This is a genomic window from Actinomyces howellii (assembly GCF_900637165.1).
In the GTDB taxonomy this organism is placed as follows: Bacteria; Actinomycetota; Actinomycetes; order Actinomycetales; family Actinomycetaceae; genus Actinomyces; species Actinomyces howellii.
Genome location: NZ_LR134350.1, coordinates 1,999,250 through 2,017,676, shown reverse-complemented (window position 1 = coordinate 2,017,676; position 18,427 = coordinate 1,999,250). Strand labels below are relative to the sequence as shown.

The 18,427-nt window shown below is 69.6% G+C and carries 15 protein-coding genes; 7 read left to right on the top strand and 8 right to left on the bottom strand.

Features of this window, described 5'->3' with window-relative positions:
• Positions 1 to 46 precede the first annotated feature (46 nt).
• The 3 genes from thrC (at position 47) to EL245_RS08510 (ending at position 3,945) form a co-directional block, all read left to right on the top strand.
• Entirely contained in the window at positions 47 to 1,477 is a 1,431-nt protein-coding gene (gene thrC, locus EL245_RS08520; RefSeq protein WP_126382751.1) for a threonine synthase, read from the top strand.
• A 326-nt stretch (positions 1,478 to 1,803) separates the two neighbouring features.
• Positions 1,804 to 2,964 carry an aminotransferase-like domain-containing protein gene (locus EL245_RS08515; protein ID WP_408608404.1) on the top strand — a complete coding sequence of 387 codons (1,161 nt, stop codon included), beginning with the start codon at positions 1,804 to 1,806 and terminating at the stop codon, positions 2,962 to 2,964.
• Between the two features lie 9 nt (positions 2,965 to 2,973).
• Positions 2,974 to 3,945, top strand: coding sequence for a D-alanine--D-alanine ligase family protein (locus tag EL245_RS08510; protein WP_126382749.1), 972 nt, complete (start codon positions 2,974 to 2,976; stop codon positions 3,943 to 3,945).
• A 2,842-nt stretch (positions 3,946 to 6,787) separates the two neighbouring features.
• On the opposite strand, the gene EL245_RS08505 is transcribed toward EL245_RS08510, so the two are convergent.
• The 8 genes from EL245_RS08505 to rpmH all read right to left on the bottom strand — a co-directional run bounded on the left by EL245_RS08505 (position 6,788) and on the right by rpmH (position 12,673).
• Positions 6,788 to 8,287 (bottom strand): ParB/RepB/Spo0J family partition protein, encoded by a 1,500-nt coding sequence (locus EL245_RS08505; RefSeq protein WP_126382748.1) that lies wholly within the window; start codon positions 8,285 to 8,287, stop codon positions 6,788 to 6,790.
• A 2-nt stretch (positions 8,288 to 8,289) separates the two neighbouring features.
• The gene (locus EL245_RS08500; RefSeq protein ID WP_126382747.1) at positions 8,290 to 9,213 is read right to left on the bottom strand and encodes a ParA family protein; all 924 of its coding nucleotides are present in this window, start codon (positions 9,211 to 9,213) and stop codon (positions 8,290 to 8,292) included.
• A gap of 149 nt (positions 9,214 to 9,362) precedes the next feature.
• The gene (rsmG, locus tag EL245_RS08495) at positions 9,363 to 10,025 is read right to left on the bottom strand and encodes a 16S rRNA (guanine(527)-N(7))-methyltransferase RsmG (RefSeq protein WP_232009692.1); all 663 of its coding nucleotides are present in this window, start codon (positions 10,023 to 10,025) and stop codon (positions 9,363 to 9,365) included.
• A 3-nt stretch (positions 10,026 to 10,028) separates the two neighbouring features.
• Positions 10,029 to 10,568, bottom strand: coding sequence for a Jag family protein (locus EL245_RS08490; protein WP_126382746.1), 540 nt, complete (start codon positions 10,566 to 10,568; stop codon positions 10,029 to 10,031).
• Between the two features lie 38 nt (positions 10,569 to 10,606).
• Entirely contained in the window at positions 10,607 to 11,755 is a 1,149-nt protein-coding gene (yidC, locus tag EL245_RS08485) for a membrane protein insertase YidC (RefSeq protein WP_126382745.1), read from the bottom strand.
• 67 nt (positions 11,756 to 11,822) lie between these two features.
• A complete protein-coding gene (gene yidD, locus EL245_RS08480) occupies positions 11,823 to 12,113 on the bottom strand; it encodes a membrane protein insertion efficiency factor YidD (RefSeq protein WP_126382744.1) in 291 nt (96 codons plus the stop codon).
• A gap of 52 nt (positions 12,114 to 12,165) precedes the next feature.
• A complete protein-coding gene (gene rnpA / locus EL245_RS08475) occupies positions 12,166 to 12,534 on the bottom strand; it encodes a ribonuclease P protein component (RefSeq protein WP_126382743.1) in 369 nt (122 codons plus the stop codon).
• Position 12,535: 1 nt separating this feature from the next.
• Positions 12,536 to 12,673 carry a 50S ribosomal protein L34 gene (gene rpmH / locus EL245_RS08470; RefSeq protein ID WP_126382742.1) on the bottom strand — a complete coding sequence of 46 codons (138 nt, stop codon included), beginning with the start codon at positions 12,671 to 12,673 and terminating at the stop codon, positions 12,536 to 12,538.
• A gap of 473 nt (positions 12,674 to 13,146) precedes the next feature.
• Here rpmH and dnaA point away from each other — a divergent pair, with 473 nt between their 5' ends.
• From dnaA to EL245_RS08450, 4 genes are all read left to right on the top strand, one after another.
• The gene (gene dnaA / locus EL245_RS08465; protein WP_126382741.1) at positions 13,147 to 14,682 is read left to right on the top strand and encodes a chromosomal replication initiator protein DnaA; all 1,536 of its coding nucleotides are present in this window, start codon (positions 13,147 to 13,149) and stop codon (positions 14,680 to 14,682) included.
• 505 nt (positions 14,683 to 15,187) lie between these two features.
• The gene (dnaN, locus tag EL245_RS08460) at positions 15,188 to 16,321 is read left to right on the top strand and encodes a DNA polymerase III subunit beta (protein WP_126382740.1); all 1,134 of its coding nucleotides are present in this window, start codon (positions 15,188 to 15,190) and stop codon (positions 16,319 to 16,321) included.
• A gap of 41 nt (positions 16,322 to 16,362) precedes the next feature.
• Entirely contained in the window at positions 16,363 to 17,577 is a 1,215-nt protein-coding gene (gene recF / locus EL245_RS08455; protein ID WP_126382739.1) for a DNA replication/repair protein RecF, read from the top strand.
• Positions 17,570 to 18,202 carry a DUF721 domain-containing protein gene (locus tag EL245_RS08450; protein ID WP_232009689.1) on the top strand — a complete coding sequence of 211 codons (633 nt, stop codon included), beginning with the start codon at positions 17,570 to 17,572 and terminating at the stop codon, positions 18,200 to 18,202. Before recF ends, EL245_RS08450 begins: the two co-directional genes overlap by 8 nt.
• Positions 18,203 to 18,427: the final 225 nt, after the last annotated feature.

Sequence of the window (18,427 nt, the reverse complement as noted above, 5' to 3'; positions counted from 1 at the left end):
CTGTCACCGCGCCCCGAGCGAGCGACAGGCGAGCGAAAGAGGACACATGCACTACATCTCGACACGCGGCGGGATGGACCCCGCGGGCTTCACCGAGGTCCTCATCTCCGGCCTGGCTCCGGACGGGGGGCTCGCGGTGCCCGAGGCGGTCCCGGTCCTCGATGAGGCGACCCTGGAGTCCTGGCGCGACCTGGACTACCCGGCGCTGGCCACGGAGGTCATCGGCCTCTACGCCTCCGACCTGCCCCGCGAGGACCTCGCGGCGATGACCTCGGCCGCCTACGGCCCTCAGAGGTTCCCGGATCCGGTCGTCCCGGTGCGGGAGGTCGCTGAGGTCGCCTCCGGCCTGTGGATCGTCGGGCTCTCCCAGGGGCCGACGATGGCCTTCAAGGACCTCGCCATGCAGTTCCTCGGCCAGGCGATCCCTGAGGTCCTGGCACGCACGGGCCAGGTCCTCACCATCGTGGGGGCCACGAGCGGGGACACGGGCTCCGCCGCCGAGCACGCCTTCCGGGGGCAGGAGGGCGTGGCGGTCTTCATGCTCTCCCCGCTGGGGCGGATGAGCGACGTGCAGCGTGCCCAGATGTACTCCCTGAGCGACCCCAACATCCACAACATCGCGGTCGACGGCGTCTTCGACGACTGTCAGAACCTCGTCAAGGCACTCAACGCCGACGCCGACTTCAAGGCCGAGCACTCCCTGGGCGCTGTCAACTCGATCAACATCGGCCGGATCGCCGCCCAGGTCGTCTACTACGTCTGGTCCTGGCTCCGGGTCTCCGACGCCGCCCCCCGCGCGCACCGCGCTGAGGTCGAGGTCGACGTCGTCGTCCCCTCGGGCAACTTCGGGAACATCTACGCCGGTCACCTTGCTCGACGCATGGGCGTGCCGATCCGCAGGCTCATCCTGGCCACCAACGAGAACAACGTGCTCGACGAGTTCTTCTCCACCGGCATCTACCGTCCTCGCTCGCGCGGGGAGACGCTGGCGACGTCGAGCCCCTCGATGGACATCTCGAAGGCCTCCAACCTCGAGCGCTTCATTGCCGAGCTTCTCGGCCCCGAGGAGTTCTCGCGACGGTGGCCCCTGCTCGAGCAAACAGGCGCTCTCGACCTGTCCGATCACGTCGACCGCCTGCGCGAGGAGTTCGGCTTCGTCTCAGGCACCTCAACCCACGAGGACCGTCTGGCCTCCATCCGGCTCGTCCACGAGCGCAGCGCCACCCTCATCGACCCGCACACCGCCGACGGAGTCACGGTCGCCCTGCGCCTCATGGAGCCCGGTTTCCCGACGCTGGTCATGGAGACCGCCACCGCGGACAAGTTCCCGGAGACCGTTGCCGAGGCGCTCGGGAGCGCACCGCCCGTGCCGGCCGCCATCACCGAGCTCCTCGCCCTTGAGCAGCACGTCACCGAGATTCCCAACGACCTCGACGTGCTGCGGGCCATCGTCGCCGAGGGATCCCGCTCCGCCTGAGCCTGCCGGTGGGGAGGCCGGCACCGGGCCCACGGGCTCCGGTGTTTCACGTGAAACATGCCGCCGCCTCGACGGGTATCTCGGTATCGAGGTCCTGTTCCTTGCCGGGTCTCGATTCGGGCCGCCCGTGAGAGACTTAGGCGCATCGGCATCCCGACGCGCCGAGGAAGGAACAGGACGTGAGCGAGACTCATCAGGTCAAAGGCAATCGGCTCGACCCGTGGCTGGACAGCTACGCCGCCCGAGCTCATGGCCTGAGGGCCTCCGAGACGCGCTCACTCTTCGCGGTCGCAGCCCGCCCCGAGGTCGTCTCCCTGGCGGGGGGGATGCCCAACCTCAAGGACCTGCCGCTCGACCGCCTGGCCGAGGCGACGGCGCGCATGATCCGCAAGGACGGCGGTCGTGCCCTCCAGTACGGCAACGGCCAGGGTCTTCCGCGTCTGCGCGAGCAGATTCCCGAGATCATGGCGCTCGAGGGCATCGCTGCCGACCCCGAGGACGTCATCGTCACGACCGGCTCCCAGCAGGCGGTCGACATCATCACCGAGCTCTTCATCGACCCCGGCGACGTCATCCTCGCCGAGGCACCGACCTATGTCGGCTCGCTGTCGATCTTCGCCACCTACCAGGCTGACGTCCAGCAGGTCCCCATCGACGCCGACGGGATCATCCCCGAGGCCCTCGAGGAGCGGATCATCCGCCTCGAGAAGGCCGGACGTCCGATCAAGTTCTACTACTGCCTGCCGAACTTCCACAATCCTGCGGGGGTCACCCTGTCGGAGGAGCGGCGTCCTCAGATCATCGAGATCTGCCGACGGCACCATATCCTCATCGTCGAGGACAACCCCTACGGGCTTCTCGGCTTCGACGGGCAGACCTACACGGCGCTCAAGACCCTCGCCCCCGAGGACGTCGTCTACCTGGGCTCCTTCTCCAAGATCTTCGCTCCCGGCTATCGCGTCGGCTGGGCGGTCGCCCCCTCCGCGGTGCGCGAGAAGATGAAGCTCGCCTCCGAGGCGGCGATCCTGTGCCCGAGCTCGGTGGGGCAGTACTCCATCTCGATGTACCTCGACGGCTTCGACTGGAAGCAGCAGATCGAGGAGTTCCGCGGGATGTACCGCGGTCGTCGGGACGCGATGGTCTCCGCCCTCGAGGAGTTCATGCCCATGTGCACGTGGAACGTCCCCGACGGGGGCTTCTACGTGTGGGTGGGGCTTCCCGAGGGACTCGACGCCAAGGACATGCTGCCGCGCGCAGTGACCAACCTCGTCGCCTACGTCTCGGGCACCGCCTTCTATCCAGGAGGTGTCGCCGGACAGGACCACATGCGCCTGTCCTTCTGCTACCCGGAGCCCGTCGAGATCAGGGAGGGAGTCCGGCGCCTGTCCGAGGTCGTCAGCCAGGACCTCGAGCTCGTCTCCCTGTTCGGACCCACCCGATCCCTGCCGTCAGGCGGCGTCGTCGCCCCCGCACCCGACCAGATCTGAGGACACAGCATGACCACCTCCGCCCCGCTCCACGAGACGAGTGACCCCCTTCGTATCGCCGTCCTCGCCGGTGGCCTCAGCCACGAGCGCGATGTCTCGCTCAGGTCCGGCAACCGCGTCGCCTCGGTCCTCAAGCACCTCGGGCACACCGTCATCGTCCTCGACGTCGACGCCCGCACCATCGCCTCGCTCCGAGCCTTCGGACCGGACGTCGTCTGGCCGCTTGTCCACGGCGGTGACGGTGAGGACGGCGGTCTCCAGAACGTGCTCATCGCCCTGGGCCTGCCCTACGTCGGCACCCACTCCGACGGCTGTCAGCGAGCCTCCTTCAAGCCCACCGCCAAGGCGACCGTGCGCACCGGAGGGGTCCTCACGCCGGACTCCGTCACCCTGCCCAAGGCGTACTTCAGCCAGCTCGGCGCGCAGGACGTCCTCGGCGTCGTCGCGGCTCACCTCGACCTTCCCGTCATCGTCAAGCCGAACCAGGGGGGCTCGGGACTCGGCGTGTCCTACGTGACCGATGCCGATGAGCTTCGTCGTGCGATGGTCGCCTGCTTCTCCTACGACGAGCGTGCCCTCATCGAGAAGTACGTGAGTGGCACCGAGCTGGCCGTCTCGGTCGTCAACACGGGTGAGGGTCCTCGTGCCCTGCCGCCGGTCGAGGTCGTTACCGACGGTCAGTACGACTTCGACGCGCGCTACAACCCCGGCCGTTCGGAGTACTTCGTGCCCGCACGTCTACCGCAGGAGACACTCACGCGGGTGCAGGAGACCGCGCTCACCGTTCACACGACTCTTGGTCTGGGCAACATCTCACGGACCGACCTCATTCTCGACGAGAGCGGGACTCCGTGGTTCATCGACGTCAACGTCGTCCCGGGGATGACCGAGACATCGCTCCTGCCTCTCGCAGCAGAGGCCGACGGCGACCTTCCCGGCCTCTACGACGCCCTCGTCCACTCGCCGCTCGTCACTCCGTGACCCGCGAGCAGCACGGGCTCTTCTCCACCCGGAGGAGGGCCCGTGTTTCACGTGAAACACAGGGGTCTTTGCCCCCTCCCCGCATGTCCTCGTCGCCGTGCTCGCTCGTCCGACTGGTCGTCTTCCCCGTCTCCTGCTGATGTTTCACGTGAAACACCCACGCGGTCGGTCTCCCATCCGGGAGACCGATGGCGGACCGCAGCGAGCAACTCGTCCCACGCTGGCTCGAGTCAGACGGCGCGACTGACACTCCTGCGCCTGACTCGCACACCGTGCGCGTCTCACCACCGCGGCGAAGACCCCTCGATGACACGCGTCCACCGACGGTCAATCTCAGGATGTCTCTCGCTCACGATCTGCGTCATGCTGCCGGCGAGGTGGCCTGTCGTGTTTCACGTGAAACACGACAGGCCACCTCGCCGGAAGGGACACGGCATTTCCGGGTGCCATCTTCCCGCCCCGCTCTCGGCTGTCTGTCCTCCCGCTGTCGAACTGTCGGGCGTGACCCCGGCATCTGATCGCCGCACGGCGATCGAGCGTTCAGCCCTCCCGGACAAGGAGCTTCATCGCCGTGGCTCCCTGCCATGAGCACGCCGCGTGTGGGACGGCGGCGACAGCCGAGACCGTCGAGCCGGCGTCCTGCTCCGCTCGACTGCTGTGATCGGTGAGCTCCATTGGGGCAGAGCGGTCGAGGGCGGAGCCGCCTGTCGCGCCACACCGACATGCTTCGCGCGCTCCGTCCCAGCGCTGCGTCGTTGTTTCACGTGAAACACCTCCACGACGTCCCGTGACAGAACAGAGCTCTCACTCTCGCCCACAATCCGAGCGCCAGGTCCCGGGTCCTCGTGCCGGTTGCTCCGTCCGTCGTCGTGGGTCAGGTGGCCAGGGCGGAAGGACCGTCGGGACGGTGGTGGGGAGGATGTTGACGCCCGGCGGCGATCTCGAGGCCGAGGGTATGTGCGGCCTCCAGCTCACGTGTCCCTCTACTCTGCGACCACCGTGCCAGCCAGACACGCGATCGCCGGTGCGGTCGGGGAAGGAGTCCCACCCCGTCCATGCAGCCGCGGAGCTCTCGGACTTCGTTCAGTGGGGGTGTTCGAGCATAACTGGGTCCGCACGTCCCGGGGACACGTCGTAACCGCCCGGAGGTCCGGGAGGGAGGCGTCGAGGCGGTGGCCACGCCGTGCCCCCGCCGAACATGCATCGCGCGCTCCGTCCCAGCGCTGCGTCGTTGTTTCACGTGAAACACCTCCACGACGTCCCGTCGTGAAGCAGAGCTTTTACTGTCTCACCGTCCGACGATCGCTGTGGGGCTGCGCGCATACCTCGGGTCATCGTTCCGCGTCGGTGACGACGGGTTGCCCGGGCGATCCGATCCCGGCCATAAGTACGTCGGGGCGTGAGGATGCCCGGGGCAGGAGGGACTTCTCCACGACACGTGTCTCTGTCATGTGCTGTGCCCTGCCTGCCCGAAGAGTCCGACGGTGTCTCGACCTGCCGCGCAGTAGCAGGGCCCGCCAGTTGCTGCTCTCATGCCAACAGGACGGGACGGAATAGTCGGGACTGCCTCACACACAAGGTTTCACGTGAAACACGTGCGGACCATGTCATCCCTTGTGTGCACCGCACTCGACCATCGACTGCGGTCTGCTTCGCCCGGTGCTGGTGCCTACACAGTCAGGCGGGCACCACACATCTCGCTGAGTGCCATCGACGGGCCCTGGCTCATGACCGTCGCCTCACGAGGCAATCAGCCCCTCCGCGTCGGTGACGATCGGGCCACGCGACTGATCGACGCAACACGCAGATCCTCGCCCCGACATCACGTCCTGAGGGTGACGCGCTCCGGCCCCGTTGCGCACCGCGGGACGGTCAGGCGCAGAGCGCGACAGGGGCAGGAGACAAGCCTTCTCCCGAGATCGAGGCTGCACGCCTCCCGACCGTCACTCCGCTCTGCCGCTCCGCCTTGTCACCCCGCCCCGCTACTCCGGCCTATCACCCTCATTCCGTACATGCAATGAGTTGGGCACAGCACCCTCAGGCTGCACGCGAAGCGGGACGCGCGCAGCCCCTTCCGACACGGACGGTGACCCTCTCCGCACCCTGAGCCGGCCTCCGGTCACCTACCACCCGAGGGAGCCCGGGACACTCCATGTTTCACGTGAAACACTGCGACCTGCTCGCCAGCCACGGAGGGCAACTGAGGCGGTGGTTCCCGCGCTCGCGCAGTCCACCTCTCGCACGCCACCCACCCGATGAGGTGGCCTCCAGAAGCACGGTGGTGGTCCAGGCTGTGGTCAGTAACGCTCTGGGAGAGGGAGCTCCGGTCAGCCGTGCTTACGACAGTGACGACCACGCCGCATCCGGGAGAGCCGTGGCCGTGTTTCACGTGAAACACGGCCTCGGCTCTCCCGTCCCCTCCAGGTGGCTTCCAGAGCGCCGGCACATGCGTGACCGCGCAATCGACGCACGCAGTTGTCGATCGCGCCGCCGTCCTCACGGACAACCACCGGTCGGAGGCCCATCCCGCGAGAGCACGTCAATCGGCCAGCACTCCTCCGCGTCACGGGCTGCACACTACTGCCGCTGTCATCGACCCGAGTCGATGCATTGTCGAGCGCATCGACATAGCCGGTACCGGTCGCCCTCGCCATCCCGGTTTCACGTGAAACATCGCAATGCCGAACCTCCGCTCCATGAGGTGCCGATGGCTCTCGGGGGAGGGTGGAACCCAAGCAGTTGCCGCCCCGGACCCGGCATCCGTGTTTCACGTGAAACAACGGCGGGGCCTCCGCATGGAGGCCCCGCCGTGAGCACTGGTGCGAGCGCTGGTCGCGGTGCGCTAGTCCTCGTCGAGTGAGGTCCCTGGTGCCAGCGCCTCAATAAGGCGGGCGAGATCGTCCTCACCGGCGAACTCAATCGTGATCCTGCCCTTCTTCGCGCCCCGGGTCACCTTGACGCGAGTGTCGAAGGCGTCCGAGAGCCTTGTCGACAGGGCCGGCAAGGGAGTGCTGCGTGCGCGCAGCACCGCGGCGCCGCGCGCCGGGGCCGGCTCGTCGTGAAGCGCGACAAGCTCCTCGGTCGCGCGCACAGACAACCCTTCAGCCACGATGCGCTGGGCCAGCCTCTCCATGGCCGCAGCGTCGGGCAGGCCGAGAAGCGAGCGCGCGTGGCCCGCCGACAGGACGCCGGCAGCCAGGCGCCGCTGCACAAGAGGGGGCAGCTTCATGAGACGCAGCGTGTTCGAGATCTGGGAGCGCGACCGGGCGATCTTCTGGGACAGCTCGGCATGGGTGCAGTTGAAGTCCTCGAGAAGCTGCTGGTAGGCGGCCGCCTCCTCAAGGGGGTTGAGCTGGACCCGGTGCAGGTTCTCGAGCAGAGCGTCGCGGAGGAGGTCCTCATCCGCCGTGTAGCGCACGACGGCGGGGATCGTCTCCATACCCACCTCTTTGGCGGCGCGAAGCCTGCGCTCGCCCATGATGAGCTCGTAGCTGGGACCCTCGGGGTTCTCGTCGTCCAGGTCCAGCCGTCGCACGACGATCGGCTGGAGAAGGCCCACCTCGCGGATAGAGTCCGCCAGCTCGGCGATGTCCTCCTCGTCGAAGACCTGGCGAGGCTGCTGGGGGTTGGGCACGATGAGGTCAACAGGGAGCTCTGCGAAGGTCGCCCCGGGCACCGGCACGAGATCAACCGCCTCGGCCTGCTCCTCCTCCGTGTCGTGGGGCGCCGCGCCCTCCGAGGTACCAGCCGTCTCCACCGTCACCTCATGAGGAACCTCCTGGGCGGGTGACGCGTCCTCTCCGTCGACCTCGACGACAGGGGCCACCTCGACCGCCTCGCGCGCCGGCTGAGCAGGACTCCCGCCGCGCTGCGCCTCGGCAGCCGGCTCCTCGCCACTGGCCGCCGCGCTGTCCGCCTCGGCAGTCTGTGCCTGAGCCGAGCTCGTCGTGCCGCGAGCCCTCGTCTGCCTCCGAGAGGCCGGGCCTCCGGCTGACTGACGCGGTGTTTCACGTGAAACACCGTCCTCGGCTCCGCCCGACCGGTCCGCACTGTCGACCTGCTCGACAGGCGCCGCCGCGGCGTTCGTCTCGGACTTCTTCCGCGACCCACTGCGCGCGGGTCGCCGCGCCCGCTTCGACGGCGCGAGCAGGGTTGCGGCGACGTCGTCGGAGCGCCGTCGCGCCGGGGCGGTCTCCGCGGGCTCCCCATCCGGTGCAGCCTCCTCGTCCCGGGCGCCCTCAGGGAAGAACACGTCCGAGGGGCGGCGCACTGGCGTCTCGACCTGCGCGTCCGGGATGAGCGCCTGGAGCCCCCGACCCAGGCCCCGCTTCTTCTGAGCCATGCTCACTCCTCCTCGTTGACGTCGTCAGCCTCGAACTCGTGCTCCTGTGAGACGCCACGTTGCGCGATCTCCTGAGCAAGCATGGCGTAGGCGACGGCCCCCGTCGAGCGCGGGTCCCAGAAGACGACCGGCGCGCCGAAGGACGGGGCCTCCGCCACGCGCACCGAGCGCGGGATCTTCGTGTCGAGCGTCGCGCTCGGGAAGTAGGTACGCACCTCCTCCTCGACCTCACGGGCCAGGGTCGTGCGCTTGTCGAACATCGTCAGTGCGATCATGGACACGGCCAGACCGGGGTTGTGGATGGCGGCGATCCGCTCGACCGACTTCGACAGGAGGGCCAGGCCCTCGAGGGCGTAGTACTCGGCCTGCATCGGGATGAGCACCTCCCCGGCGGCGACGAAGGCGTTGATCGTCATGATGCCCAGGGACGGCGGGCAGTCGATGAGCACGTAGTCGAGCCTGTCCATGCCCTGACGCTCCCGGGAGGCGATGTACTCACCCAGCGCGATCCTCAACCTCGACTCCCGCTCGCTGGAGCCGATGAGCTCGATCTCCACGGCCGCGACGTCGATGGTCGAGGGCACGCACCACAGGGACTGGGCGAAATGGGTCTGGACGACCACCTCGTCGATCGACGCGCCCTCGACGAGCACGTCGTAGATCGACGCGTGCTCCTCGTCATGGGGGACGCCAAGAGCGGTCGAGGCGTTGCCCTGAGAGTCGGCGTCGATGACAAGGACCTGCAGCCCCGCGTCGGCCAGGGCTGCGGCGACGTTGACCGCCGTCGATGTCTTCCCCACCCCGCCTTTCTGATTGGCGACCGCGATGATGCGCGTATGGTCTGGGCGCGGAAAACCGCCTTCAGCCAGTCCCTCCAGCGCCGATCGGTCAGCCCGGAGCTGATCGAAGATGGACGATCCCGTCAACTGCTTCTCCTCGGACGACGACGTCCCGACGGCGCGTGCCGTCCGGATGCTTCAGTGTACGCGAGGAAGACGGATGCCCCACGACCTCGGGCGCGTCGCACCGCAGACGGGCGGCACTCCACGTGACGCGCCGAGCCCGCGACGGTGCCTCAGCCGCGTCTGGGGCGCCGGACCTCGACGACCTTCGTCAGCTCCTCGCCCACGGTGAGCACCTCGTGGACGACGGCCGGCTCGAGCTTCGCCTTCTTGATGACGTACCTGGCCTCCTCGACCTCGGTCTCCGCCCGGGCCCCCTTGAGGGCGAGCAGGCTTCCTCCCTGACGGAGCAAGGGGGAGGTGAGCCGGACCAGCTTGGACAGGTTGGCCACGGCACGAGCGGTCACGGCGTCGTACCGGTCCCTGACCTCCTCGGCTCGGGCGCGTCGGACGGTCACGTTGTCGAGGTCGAGCTCGACGACGACGTGCTCGAGCCAGTCGACGCGCCGCTCCATCGGCTCGATGAGGGTGACGTCGAGGTCAGGACGCAGGAGGGCGACGACGACCCCGGGCAGGCCCGCGCCCGAGCCGACGTCAGCGACGGTCCCGCGTGCGGGCAGGAAGGGCACGACCGCGGCGGAGTTGACGAGGTGGCGGCTCCACAGCCGGGGCAACTCACGAGGGCCGAGGAGCCCCCGGAGCTCACCCTCGGCGACGAGCATCTGCGCGAAGTGCTCGGCCGCACTGAAAGACAGGCCGAAGAGCTCCCGGACCTCCTCGCTGGCCTCCTCCGGAACCACCTCACCGGCCCCGGGCCCCTGCTCCTCGTCGACCACGGATCAGTCCTCTGCCTCGTCGTCTCCGGGCTCCTCCTGAGAGGCGGGCATGACGACGACATAGCGGTGGGGCTCGGCGCCCTCGGACTCCGAGACGAGGCCCGCGGCGGCGACGACGTCGTGGCAGACCTTGCGCTCGAAGGGGTTCATCGGCTCCAGTGCGACGGTCTGACCGGTGTCCCGCACCCGGGCCACCGCCTCCTGGGCGACCGCGGTCAGCTCAGCCCGACGGGCCGCGCGAAAACCGTTGATGTCGAGCATGAGACGCGAGCGGTTGCCCGTGCGGGCCTGGACCGCCAAGCGGGTCAGCTCCTGGACGGCCTCAAGCACCTCCCCGTCCCTGCCGACGAGATCGGCGAGCTCCCGCTCATCTCCCTCCTCGGAGGCCACGATCGCGACCGAGGCCCGGCCGTGGTCGATGTCGATATCGATATCCCCTCCGAGGTCGGCGATATCGAGCAGCTCCTCGAGGTAGTCGGCGCCGATCTCGCCCTCCTCCTCGAGGCGCTTGACGGTTGTCGACGGCGCAGTGTTCTCACTCATAGTAAATCCCTATCTAAGGTGGGGCGATTCCTGCTGACCTACTTCTTGCGGTTCTGCTTCTTGCGGTTCTGGGCCTTGCGCTTGGCCGCAGCCTGCTTGCGCTCACGCGCCCGACGCTCGTAGCGCCGGCGGGCGATCTCCTCAGGGGTCAGGCCACCGGGGGCTGTCTCCTTGTCCTCCGCGCCTGCCTGCGCGCCCGATTCCGCCTCGGTGGTGGGGCTCACGCTCCTGCGCTGGCGGTCCTTGCGCACCGGCTGGTTGCGCTGCCCGCCGCTCGTGGCGCCCTCGGCCTCCTTCTTGGCCCTCTCCTCCTCCTCGAGGGAGGGCAGGCCCTTGCGCGCGCGCTTGGCGTTGACCCGGGCCCGGTACTTCTTCTCGGCGTCGGACCCCGGGGCCGGCATGTTGCGGATCGTGAAGAACTGCTGGCCCATCGTCCACAGGTTGGTGGTCAGCCAGTAGACGAGCACACCGATCTGGAACTGCACGCCGGTGAAGGCGAAGAAGATCGGCATAACCGTGATCATGATCCGCTGGCTTCGGATCATCGGGTTGTCCGAGTTCTTGACCGACTCGGGCATGTTCTTCATGCTCAGCTGCGCCATCGTGTACCACTGGGTCACGGACATGAGCACGATGAGGACCACCGTGACGACCTTGACCTGCAGCGAGTCGCTGTTCATGAAGGACGCCGACAGGTTGGCCCCGAAGACCGTCGAGTTCTGCACGTCCTCGGCCAGCTCGGCGGTGAGCGGGCCGATCGAGTCGTGGTTCGCGTAGGTCCCCGTGGCCACGGCCTCCAGCGAGGCCAGCACCCGGAACAGCGCGAAGAAGATCGGCATCTGCAACAGGATCGGGAAGCACGAGGAGAAGGGGTTCGTTCCGTGCTTGCGGTACAGCGCCATCATCTCCTCCTGCTGGCGCTGCTGGGAGACCGGGTCCTTCTTGCCCTTGTACTTCGCCTGGAGGGCCTGGAGCTCGGGCTGCATGAGCTGCATGCCGCGGGAGGCCCTGATCTGCTTGACGAACAACGGGAAGATGAGGATGCGCATGAAGATCGTCAGCCCGACGATCGACAGGACCCAGGCGACACCCGAGCCGTCCGGGAAGCCGATGAGGACGAGGAACTTGTGGATGTAGACCATCACCCAGGCGACGGCCACCTTGAGCGGCCACAGGATGGTGTCCATTGCACTCCTTGTTGTCAGGCGGGGCAGCGGGCCCCGAGGGCCGGAGGATCCGGCCGGTCCCGTCGCCTCAACGCTCGAGGGCGTCGATCGTGAAACGGGGAACGTCGTGGGGATGGTGGTAGCGCCACCTGCCCGGGTCGGGCACGTGGTCGACGCCGCCGGGCGTGAGCGGGTTGCAGCGCACCAGCCTCCAGGCGGCCAGGAGGACTCCCTTGAGGGCCCCGTGCGTGGTCACGGCCTCGACGGCGTAGGCCGAGCAGGTCGGGTAGTAGCGGCAGCGGCGCCCGAAGGCGGGAGAGACGTGGCGCTGGTAGAGACGTACCGGCGCGATGAGCAGCCGCGTCAGACCGCGAGGCACCGTGGACCGACCACCCTGCCCGCTCGCTGAGTCCACCTGTGTCACCGCTGCGTCACCGCCGTCGTCCCTGACCGGCCAGGGCGATGCTGCGCTCCAGGAGGCGGTCGAGATCGGTCCCCAGCTCGGTGCTCGTCGCACCCTCGGCCCCCGCCAGCCCCCGGACGACCACCTTCGCCCCCGGACCGAGCCGGTCGACCCGGGCGCTCATCAGAGCGCGCACCCGGCGTTTGATGCGGTTGCGCCGGGTCGCTCGTGGGACCTGCTTCTTGGGCACGACGACGCCGACGAGGGCCGGGGAGGCGTCCCCGGACTCGCCGGCGCTGTAGTGGACGACCAGTCTGCGGCTGCCGCTGCGCGCACCGAGCCTGACCGCGGCCGAGAAGTCATCCGACCGCAGCATCCGGTGCGGCGCCGGGAGCACCTCAGGCGGCGAGACGCGCGCGGCCCTTGCGGCGGCGCGCGGCGAGGACGGCGCGGCCGGCGCGGGTGCTCATGCGCTTGCGGAATCCGTGCACCTTGGCGCGACGGCGGTTGTTCGGCTGAAAGGTCCGCTTGCTCACGGGTGTACTCCTGGTCGGATGATCGGAACCGTGCGTCACGGGCTCGCGGCACGGTCGCTCGCGCTGGCTGCCCCATGGACCGGGACGTGACTCCACGCGAACGTCCGCACCACAATACGGTTCGCGATTCGGCACGGTCAAACGTCGTGAGGCCCTGAGCGGTGAGAACCCCGACACGCCGTCGACCGTGCCTGCCGCGGGGCGCGCAGGGGCCGGCAGCGGTACGCACATCCTGTGTGTAGGAGGTCTGTCACCCTGTGCGTCCGTCCGGCGCGAACAGGACGGTCAAGGCCTTGCGATCCTTGGCACGACGGGCACCTCCCCGTCGAGGTGCGGGTCTCCCCAGGTGTGGACAACCTTGTGGAAGAACACCATGATGGGCACGCGCGGCCTCCAGGAGTCGGCACCGCTGGGGATCGACGGCGTTGACGGCGACGCACCGCGCGTTCTGATCCGTGAACCAGGAGCAACTTGTGGCTGACGACGCAACAACACGATGGCAGGCCGCCCTGGGGGTCCTGGCGACCTCCGGCGAGCTGGGCCAGGGCAACGTCATGATGCTGCGCATGATGCGGGTCCTCGACGTCGAGGGCACCCTCGTCCTCGTGGCCGGCTCGGCCTTCGCCAAGGGCATCGTCGACAACGCCCGGGGTCCGATCGCCTCCGCGCTCAGCCAGGTGTGGGGCCACGAGGTCCCCTTCGAGGTGACGATCGACACCTCCTTGGACAGCTCTCCGGCCGCGCCCGCCCCCGTCTTCCCCACCTCGGTGGCCGCCCCCACCTCGCCGACGGTGGAGGACCGGACCCCGACCGCCCCCTCGGTGCCCAGCGCCGCGGGCTTCCACGAGCACGGCTTCGGCCCGGCCCCCGTGCCCGCCGTCGTCCCCAGCTTCCACTCCATGACGCCCAGCTACGTGGCGGCGCCCAGCCCGATGGCCGCCGCACCGGCCGACCCCGGCGAGGACGGCTCGCGTCTCAACCCCCGCTACACCTTCGACACCTACGTGTCAGGCCCCTCCAACCGGCTGCCGCACGCCTCCTCCCTCGCCGTGGCCGAGGCCCCCGCCAAGGCCTACAACCCCCTGTTCATCTACGGGGGCTCCGGCCTGGGCAAGACCCACCTGCTCCACGCCATCGGCCACTACGCCCGCAGCCTCTACCCGGGCATCAGGGTCAAGTACGTCAGCTCCGAGGAGTTCGTCTCCGACTTCATCGCCTCGGTGGCCGAGGGCCGCATGGACACCTTCAAGCGCCGCTACCGCGAGGTCGACATCCTGCTCGTCGACGACATCCAGTTCCTGGGCGGCAAGGAGCAGACCCTCGAGGAGTTCTTCCACACCTTCAACGCCCTGCACACCGCCAACAAGCAGGTGGTCCTCACCTCCGACCAGCCGCCCAAGGCGCTGGGAGGCTTCGAGGACAGGCTGCGCTCCCGCTTCGAGTGGGGGCTGCTCGTCGACGTCCAGCCCCCGGACCTCGAGACCCGCACGGCGATCCTGTCGCGCAAGGCCGACGCCGACGGCCTCGACGTGCCGATGGACGTCCTGGAGTACATCGCCAGCCGGGTGACGACCAACATCCGCGAGCTCGAGGGAGCGCTCATCCGGGTGACGGCCTTCGCCTCCCTCAACAAGCAGCCCATCGACCAGACCCTGGCCGAGATGGTCCTCAAGGACATCATCTCCGACTCCGGCGGCGAGGAGATCACCTCGGCGCTCATCATGGCCCAGACCGCGGACTTCTTCGGGATCACCATCGAGGACCTGTGCTCGGCCAACCGCTCGCGCACGATCGTGTCCTCCCGTCACATCGCCATGTACCTGTGCCGTGAGCTGACCGACATGTCCCTGCCCAAGATCGGCAAGGAGTTCGGCGGCCGCGACCACACGACCGTCATGAGCGCCGACAAGAAGATCCGCACCCAGATGGCCGAGCGACGTGAGACCTACAACCACGTGGCCGAGCTGACCGCCCGCATCAAGCAGGCCGCCCAGTCCCCCCAGCGCTGAGGCGCCGCGGGCTGTCGGCCTGTGGACCGCGCTGAGGATCCCAGGAGGACAAGCGGCACCAGGATGTGGACCCGCGCCCCCGCTCCTGGGGAGGAGGGATCCCGGCCCGCAGGACCCTCCACCGGCGGGTGCCGTCCTCCACCGAATCACACGACTGTGGCTCCACACCGCCTGCGCGCCCGGTTCCGGCCCGCACCCGGGTTATCCCCAGGATCCACACCTCCTACAACACCTACACCCACTCATCTACCGCGCGCTCACGAACGACCGTACGAGGCGCCGACGACACAGCGCTGGGTGAGCCGCGCCGACTCATCAGGCCAGCTGCTGGGCTGGCGAGGAATCCATCATCTACACTCCTCGTGGACCGCCCTGCCCGCGACCAGGCGGGGATCGGACACGCGATGACCATCCACAACACACGGCGACGAGCAGCCAGGAGCTGCCACGGGCCGCTACGAGCACCGGGTCGGGCCCCCTGGCCCGGCCACACGAGGAGACGCACATGAAGCTCAGGGTCGACCGCGACGTCCTGGCCGAGGCCGTGACCTGGACGGCCCGGTCCGTACCCGCGCGACCGCCCGTGCCCGTCCTGGCCGGCGTGCGCCTCGAGGCCACAGGAGCCTCCCTCGTCCTGGCCTCCTTCGACTACGAGGTCTCCGCACGCTGCGAGGTGGCCGCCGACATCGAGGAGGAGGGCCTGGTCCTCGTCTCAGGTCGCCTCCTGGCCGAGATCGCCAAGGCGCTGCCCTCCAAGCCGGTCGACCTCGAGGTCGAGGGGTCGAAGATGACCGTGTCCTGCGGGTCCGCGCGCTTCTCCCTGGCCGCGATGGCCGCCGAGGACTACCCCGCCCTGCCCTCCATGCCCGGAGCGGCCGGCACCGTCGACGCCCACGACCTCGCCCAGGCCGTCGCCCAGGTCTCGATCGCCGCCTCCAGGGACGAGACCCTGCCCCTGCTCACGAGCGTCCAGATCGAGGTCGACGGCGAGTCGCTCACGCTCATGGCCACCGACCGCTACCGGCTGGCGGTGCGCGAGATGACCTGGTCCCCGCAGGACTCCTCGCTGTCGACCCGCGCCCTGCTCAAGGCCCGGACCCTGTCCGACGTCGCCAAGTCGCTCACCAGCGCGGGCGAGGTCACCGTGGCCCTGACCGAGTCGGGCTCACCCTCCTCGAGCCTCATCGGCTTCGAGGCGGGGGGCCGCAGGACGACGAGCCTGCTCACCGACGGCGACTACCCGCCCGTGCTGCGCCTGTTCCCCGAGTCGACGAGCATCCACGCCACGGTCGGGCGTGAGGAGCTCATGGCGGCGGTACGCCGTGTCAGCCTCGTCGCCGACCGGGCCACCCCCATCCACATGGCCTTCACCGAGTCGAACCTGGCGCTGGACGCGGGCACCGGTGACGACGCCCAGGCCTCCGAGCAGCTCGTCGCCCACCTGGAGGGTGAGGAGATCTCGACCGCCTTCAACCCCGGCTACCTCCTCGACGGGCTCGGCGCGATCAACCGGCCCTACGTGCGCCTCGACTTCACCCACCCCTCCAAGCCGGCCGTCCTGACCGGGATGAGCGCCATCGGGGGCGAGGAGGACACGAGCTTCCGGTACCTCATCATGCCGATCCGCTTCGGCGCGTGAGCCCCTGGCGGCTGAGCCCGGCCGCCGGGCGGAGGTGAGCGGTGCACGTCTCGGACCTCGCACTGGACGACTTCCGCTCCTACGAGCACCTCGTCGTGTCGCTCGAGCCCGGACCGAACGCCTTCGTGGGCGCCAACGGGCAGGGCAAGACCAACCTGCTCGAGGCCATCGGCTACCTGTCGACCCTCGCCAGCCACCGTGTCGGCGCCGACACCGCGCTCGTGCGACGCGCGCGCCCCGGCACCCCCCAGCCCTCGGGCGCCGTCGTGCGGGCCAGGGTCGTCCACGGGCAGCGTCCCAGCGTCGTGGAGGTCGAGATCATCGCCGGCAAGGCGAACCGCGCCAGGCTCAACCGCGGGCAGGTGCGCCCGCGCGAGATCCTCGGGGTGCTGCGCACAGTCGTCTTCGCCCCGGAGGACCTGTCCCTCGTGCGCGAGGAGCCGGGTCTGCGCCGTCGTTTCCTCGACGACCTCGTCGTCGTCATCAAGCCGGCTCTGGCCGGGGTGAGGGCCGAGCACGACAAGATCCTCGCCCAGCGATCCAGCCTGCTCAAGGCGGCTCGGGCCGCCTCGCGCGGGTCGAGGCCGCCGGCCTCGATGATGTCGACCCTGGAGGTCTGGGACGCCCAGCTCGCCGCCGCCGCCGCACGCCTCATCGCCGCACGCGTCGACGTCCTGGACCGGCTGCGCCCCTGGATCGCCTCCTCCTACGACCAGGTGAGCCGGGGGCGGTCGCGGGCCGGCGTCGTCTACCGCTCCAGCCTCCTGGCCCACGAGGGCCTGCCCGAGCCGTCCCCGGGGGGCGACGACCGGTCGGCCGAGGAGGCAGCGCTGAGCGACACCGCGGCCACCGCCGCGCGTCTCGAGGCCGCCATGACCGACCTGCACCACCGGGAGATCGAGCGGGGGGCCAACCTCGTGGGCGCCCACCGCGACGACATGAGCCTGTTCCTGGGAGACCTGCCGGCCAGGGGCTTCGCCTCCCACGGCGAGCAGTGGTCCCTCGCCCTGGCCCTGCGCCTGGCCTCCTACGAGATGCTGCGCCACGACGTCGACGCCTACGGCGGCGACGGGGAGCCGGTCCTCGTCCTCGACGACGTCTTCGCCTCCCTGGACGCCGGTCGGCGTGACGCGCTGGCCGAGCTCGTCGCCCAGGCCGGTCAGGTCCTCGTCTCGGCGGCGGTCGACGAGGACGTCCCGGCCCAGCTGCGCGGGGCGCGCTTCATCGTCTCCGACGGGGAGGCCCGCCGTGCCTGACCACGGGTCGGTGGGCCCGGCCGGGCCCGTGGACGGCGGACCGGGCGACGAGCTGGCCCGCCGCTCCGTGGCCCGGGAACGGGGCAGGGCCTGGGAGGCCGGGACGGGACGCCGAGCACTTCCCCGCCGAGGGCCCGGCGAGGGCGGGGTGGCCGCCTGGGACGAGCGCCGCGCTCCCGCCGGCACGTCCGAGAGGCTCGAGGAGGGCACCGACCGGGGCCCGGGCCTGCCCCCCGGGCGAGACCGGCCCGGGCCCACGCGCTTCGACCCGCGCACCGGAGGGGCGGACCTGCGCCGCTACGCGGAGTCGCACGGCTGGGCCTCCCAGCTGGCGGTCGCCTCGGTGTCGGTGCGGTGGAGCGAGATCGTCGGTGAGCAGATCGCCGAGCACGCGCTGATCGAGTCCTTCGAGCCGGGACGCCTGACCCTGCGCGCCTCCTCCTCGGCCTGGGCCCAGCAGCTGCGCCTGCTCCTGCCCACCATCGAGGCGCAGGTGGCCGCCGCGCTCGGCCCCCAGGGGGGCGCCGTCGAGATCCGGGTCCTCGGCCCCGCCGGACCGACCTGGCGCCACGGCCGCTTCGGCGGGGCCCGAGGAGGGCGCGGACCGCGCGACACCTACGGATGAGGCGGGTGACGCTGCACACGCCCCAACTCGTGCGTCTCGACGTCGTTCCTGCGACAGTTCACGGTAGGATCGGCGCGGAGAACGCCCATGGTGCGCCCAGGGCCGCGTTCAGGTACCCACCTACACGCCCGGGGTTCATGGCCCGTCATGGGCGTGACACGTTCGTGACGGACCTGCGGCGGCCGCGGGGCACGGGACGGTGCCCCGCTCACAGGGCACCCGACC

Bases quoted from the DNA above. Each gene is read 5' to 3' on its own strand.
- thrC (WP_126382751.1), top strand. From the start codon at position 47: ATGCACTACATCTCGACACGCGGCGGGATGGACCCCGCGGGCTTCACC.
- EL245_RS08515 (WP_408608404.1), top strand. From the start codon at position 1,804: ATGCCCAACCTCAAGGACCTGCCGCTCGACCGCCTGGCCGAGGCGACG.
- EL245_RS08510 (WP_126382749.1), top strand. From the start codon at position 2,974: ATGACCACCTCCGCCCCGCTCCACGAGACGAGTGACCCCCTTCGTATC.
- EL245_RS08505 (WP_126382748.1), bottom strand. From the start codon at position 8,287: ATGGCTCAGAAGAAGCGGGGCCTGGGTCGGGGGCTCCAGGCGCTCATC.
- EL245_RS08490 (WP_126382746.1), bottom strand. From the start codon at position 10,568: ATGAGTGAGAACACTGCGCCGTCGACAACCGTCAAGCGCCTCGAGGAG.
- yidC (WP_126382745.1), bottom strand. From the start codon at position 11,755: ATGGACACCATCCTGTGGCCGCTCAAGGTGGCCGTCGCCTGGGTGATG.
- dnaN (WP_126382740.1), top strand. From the start codon at position 15,188: ATGAAGCTCAGGGTCGACCGCGACGTCCTGGCCGAGGCCGTGACCTGG.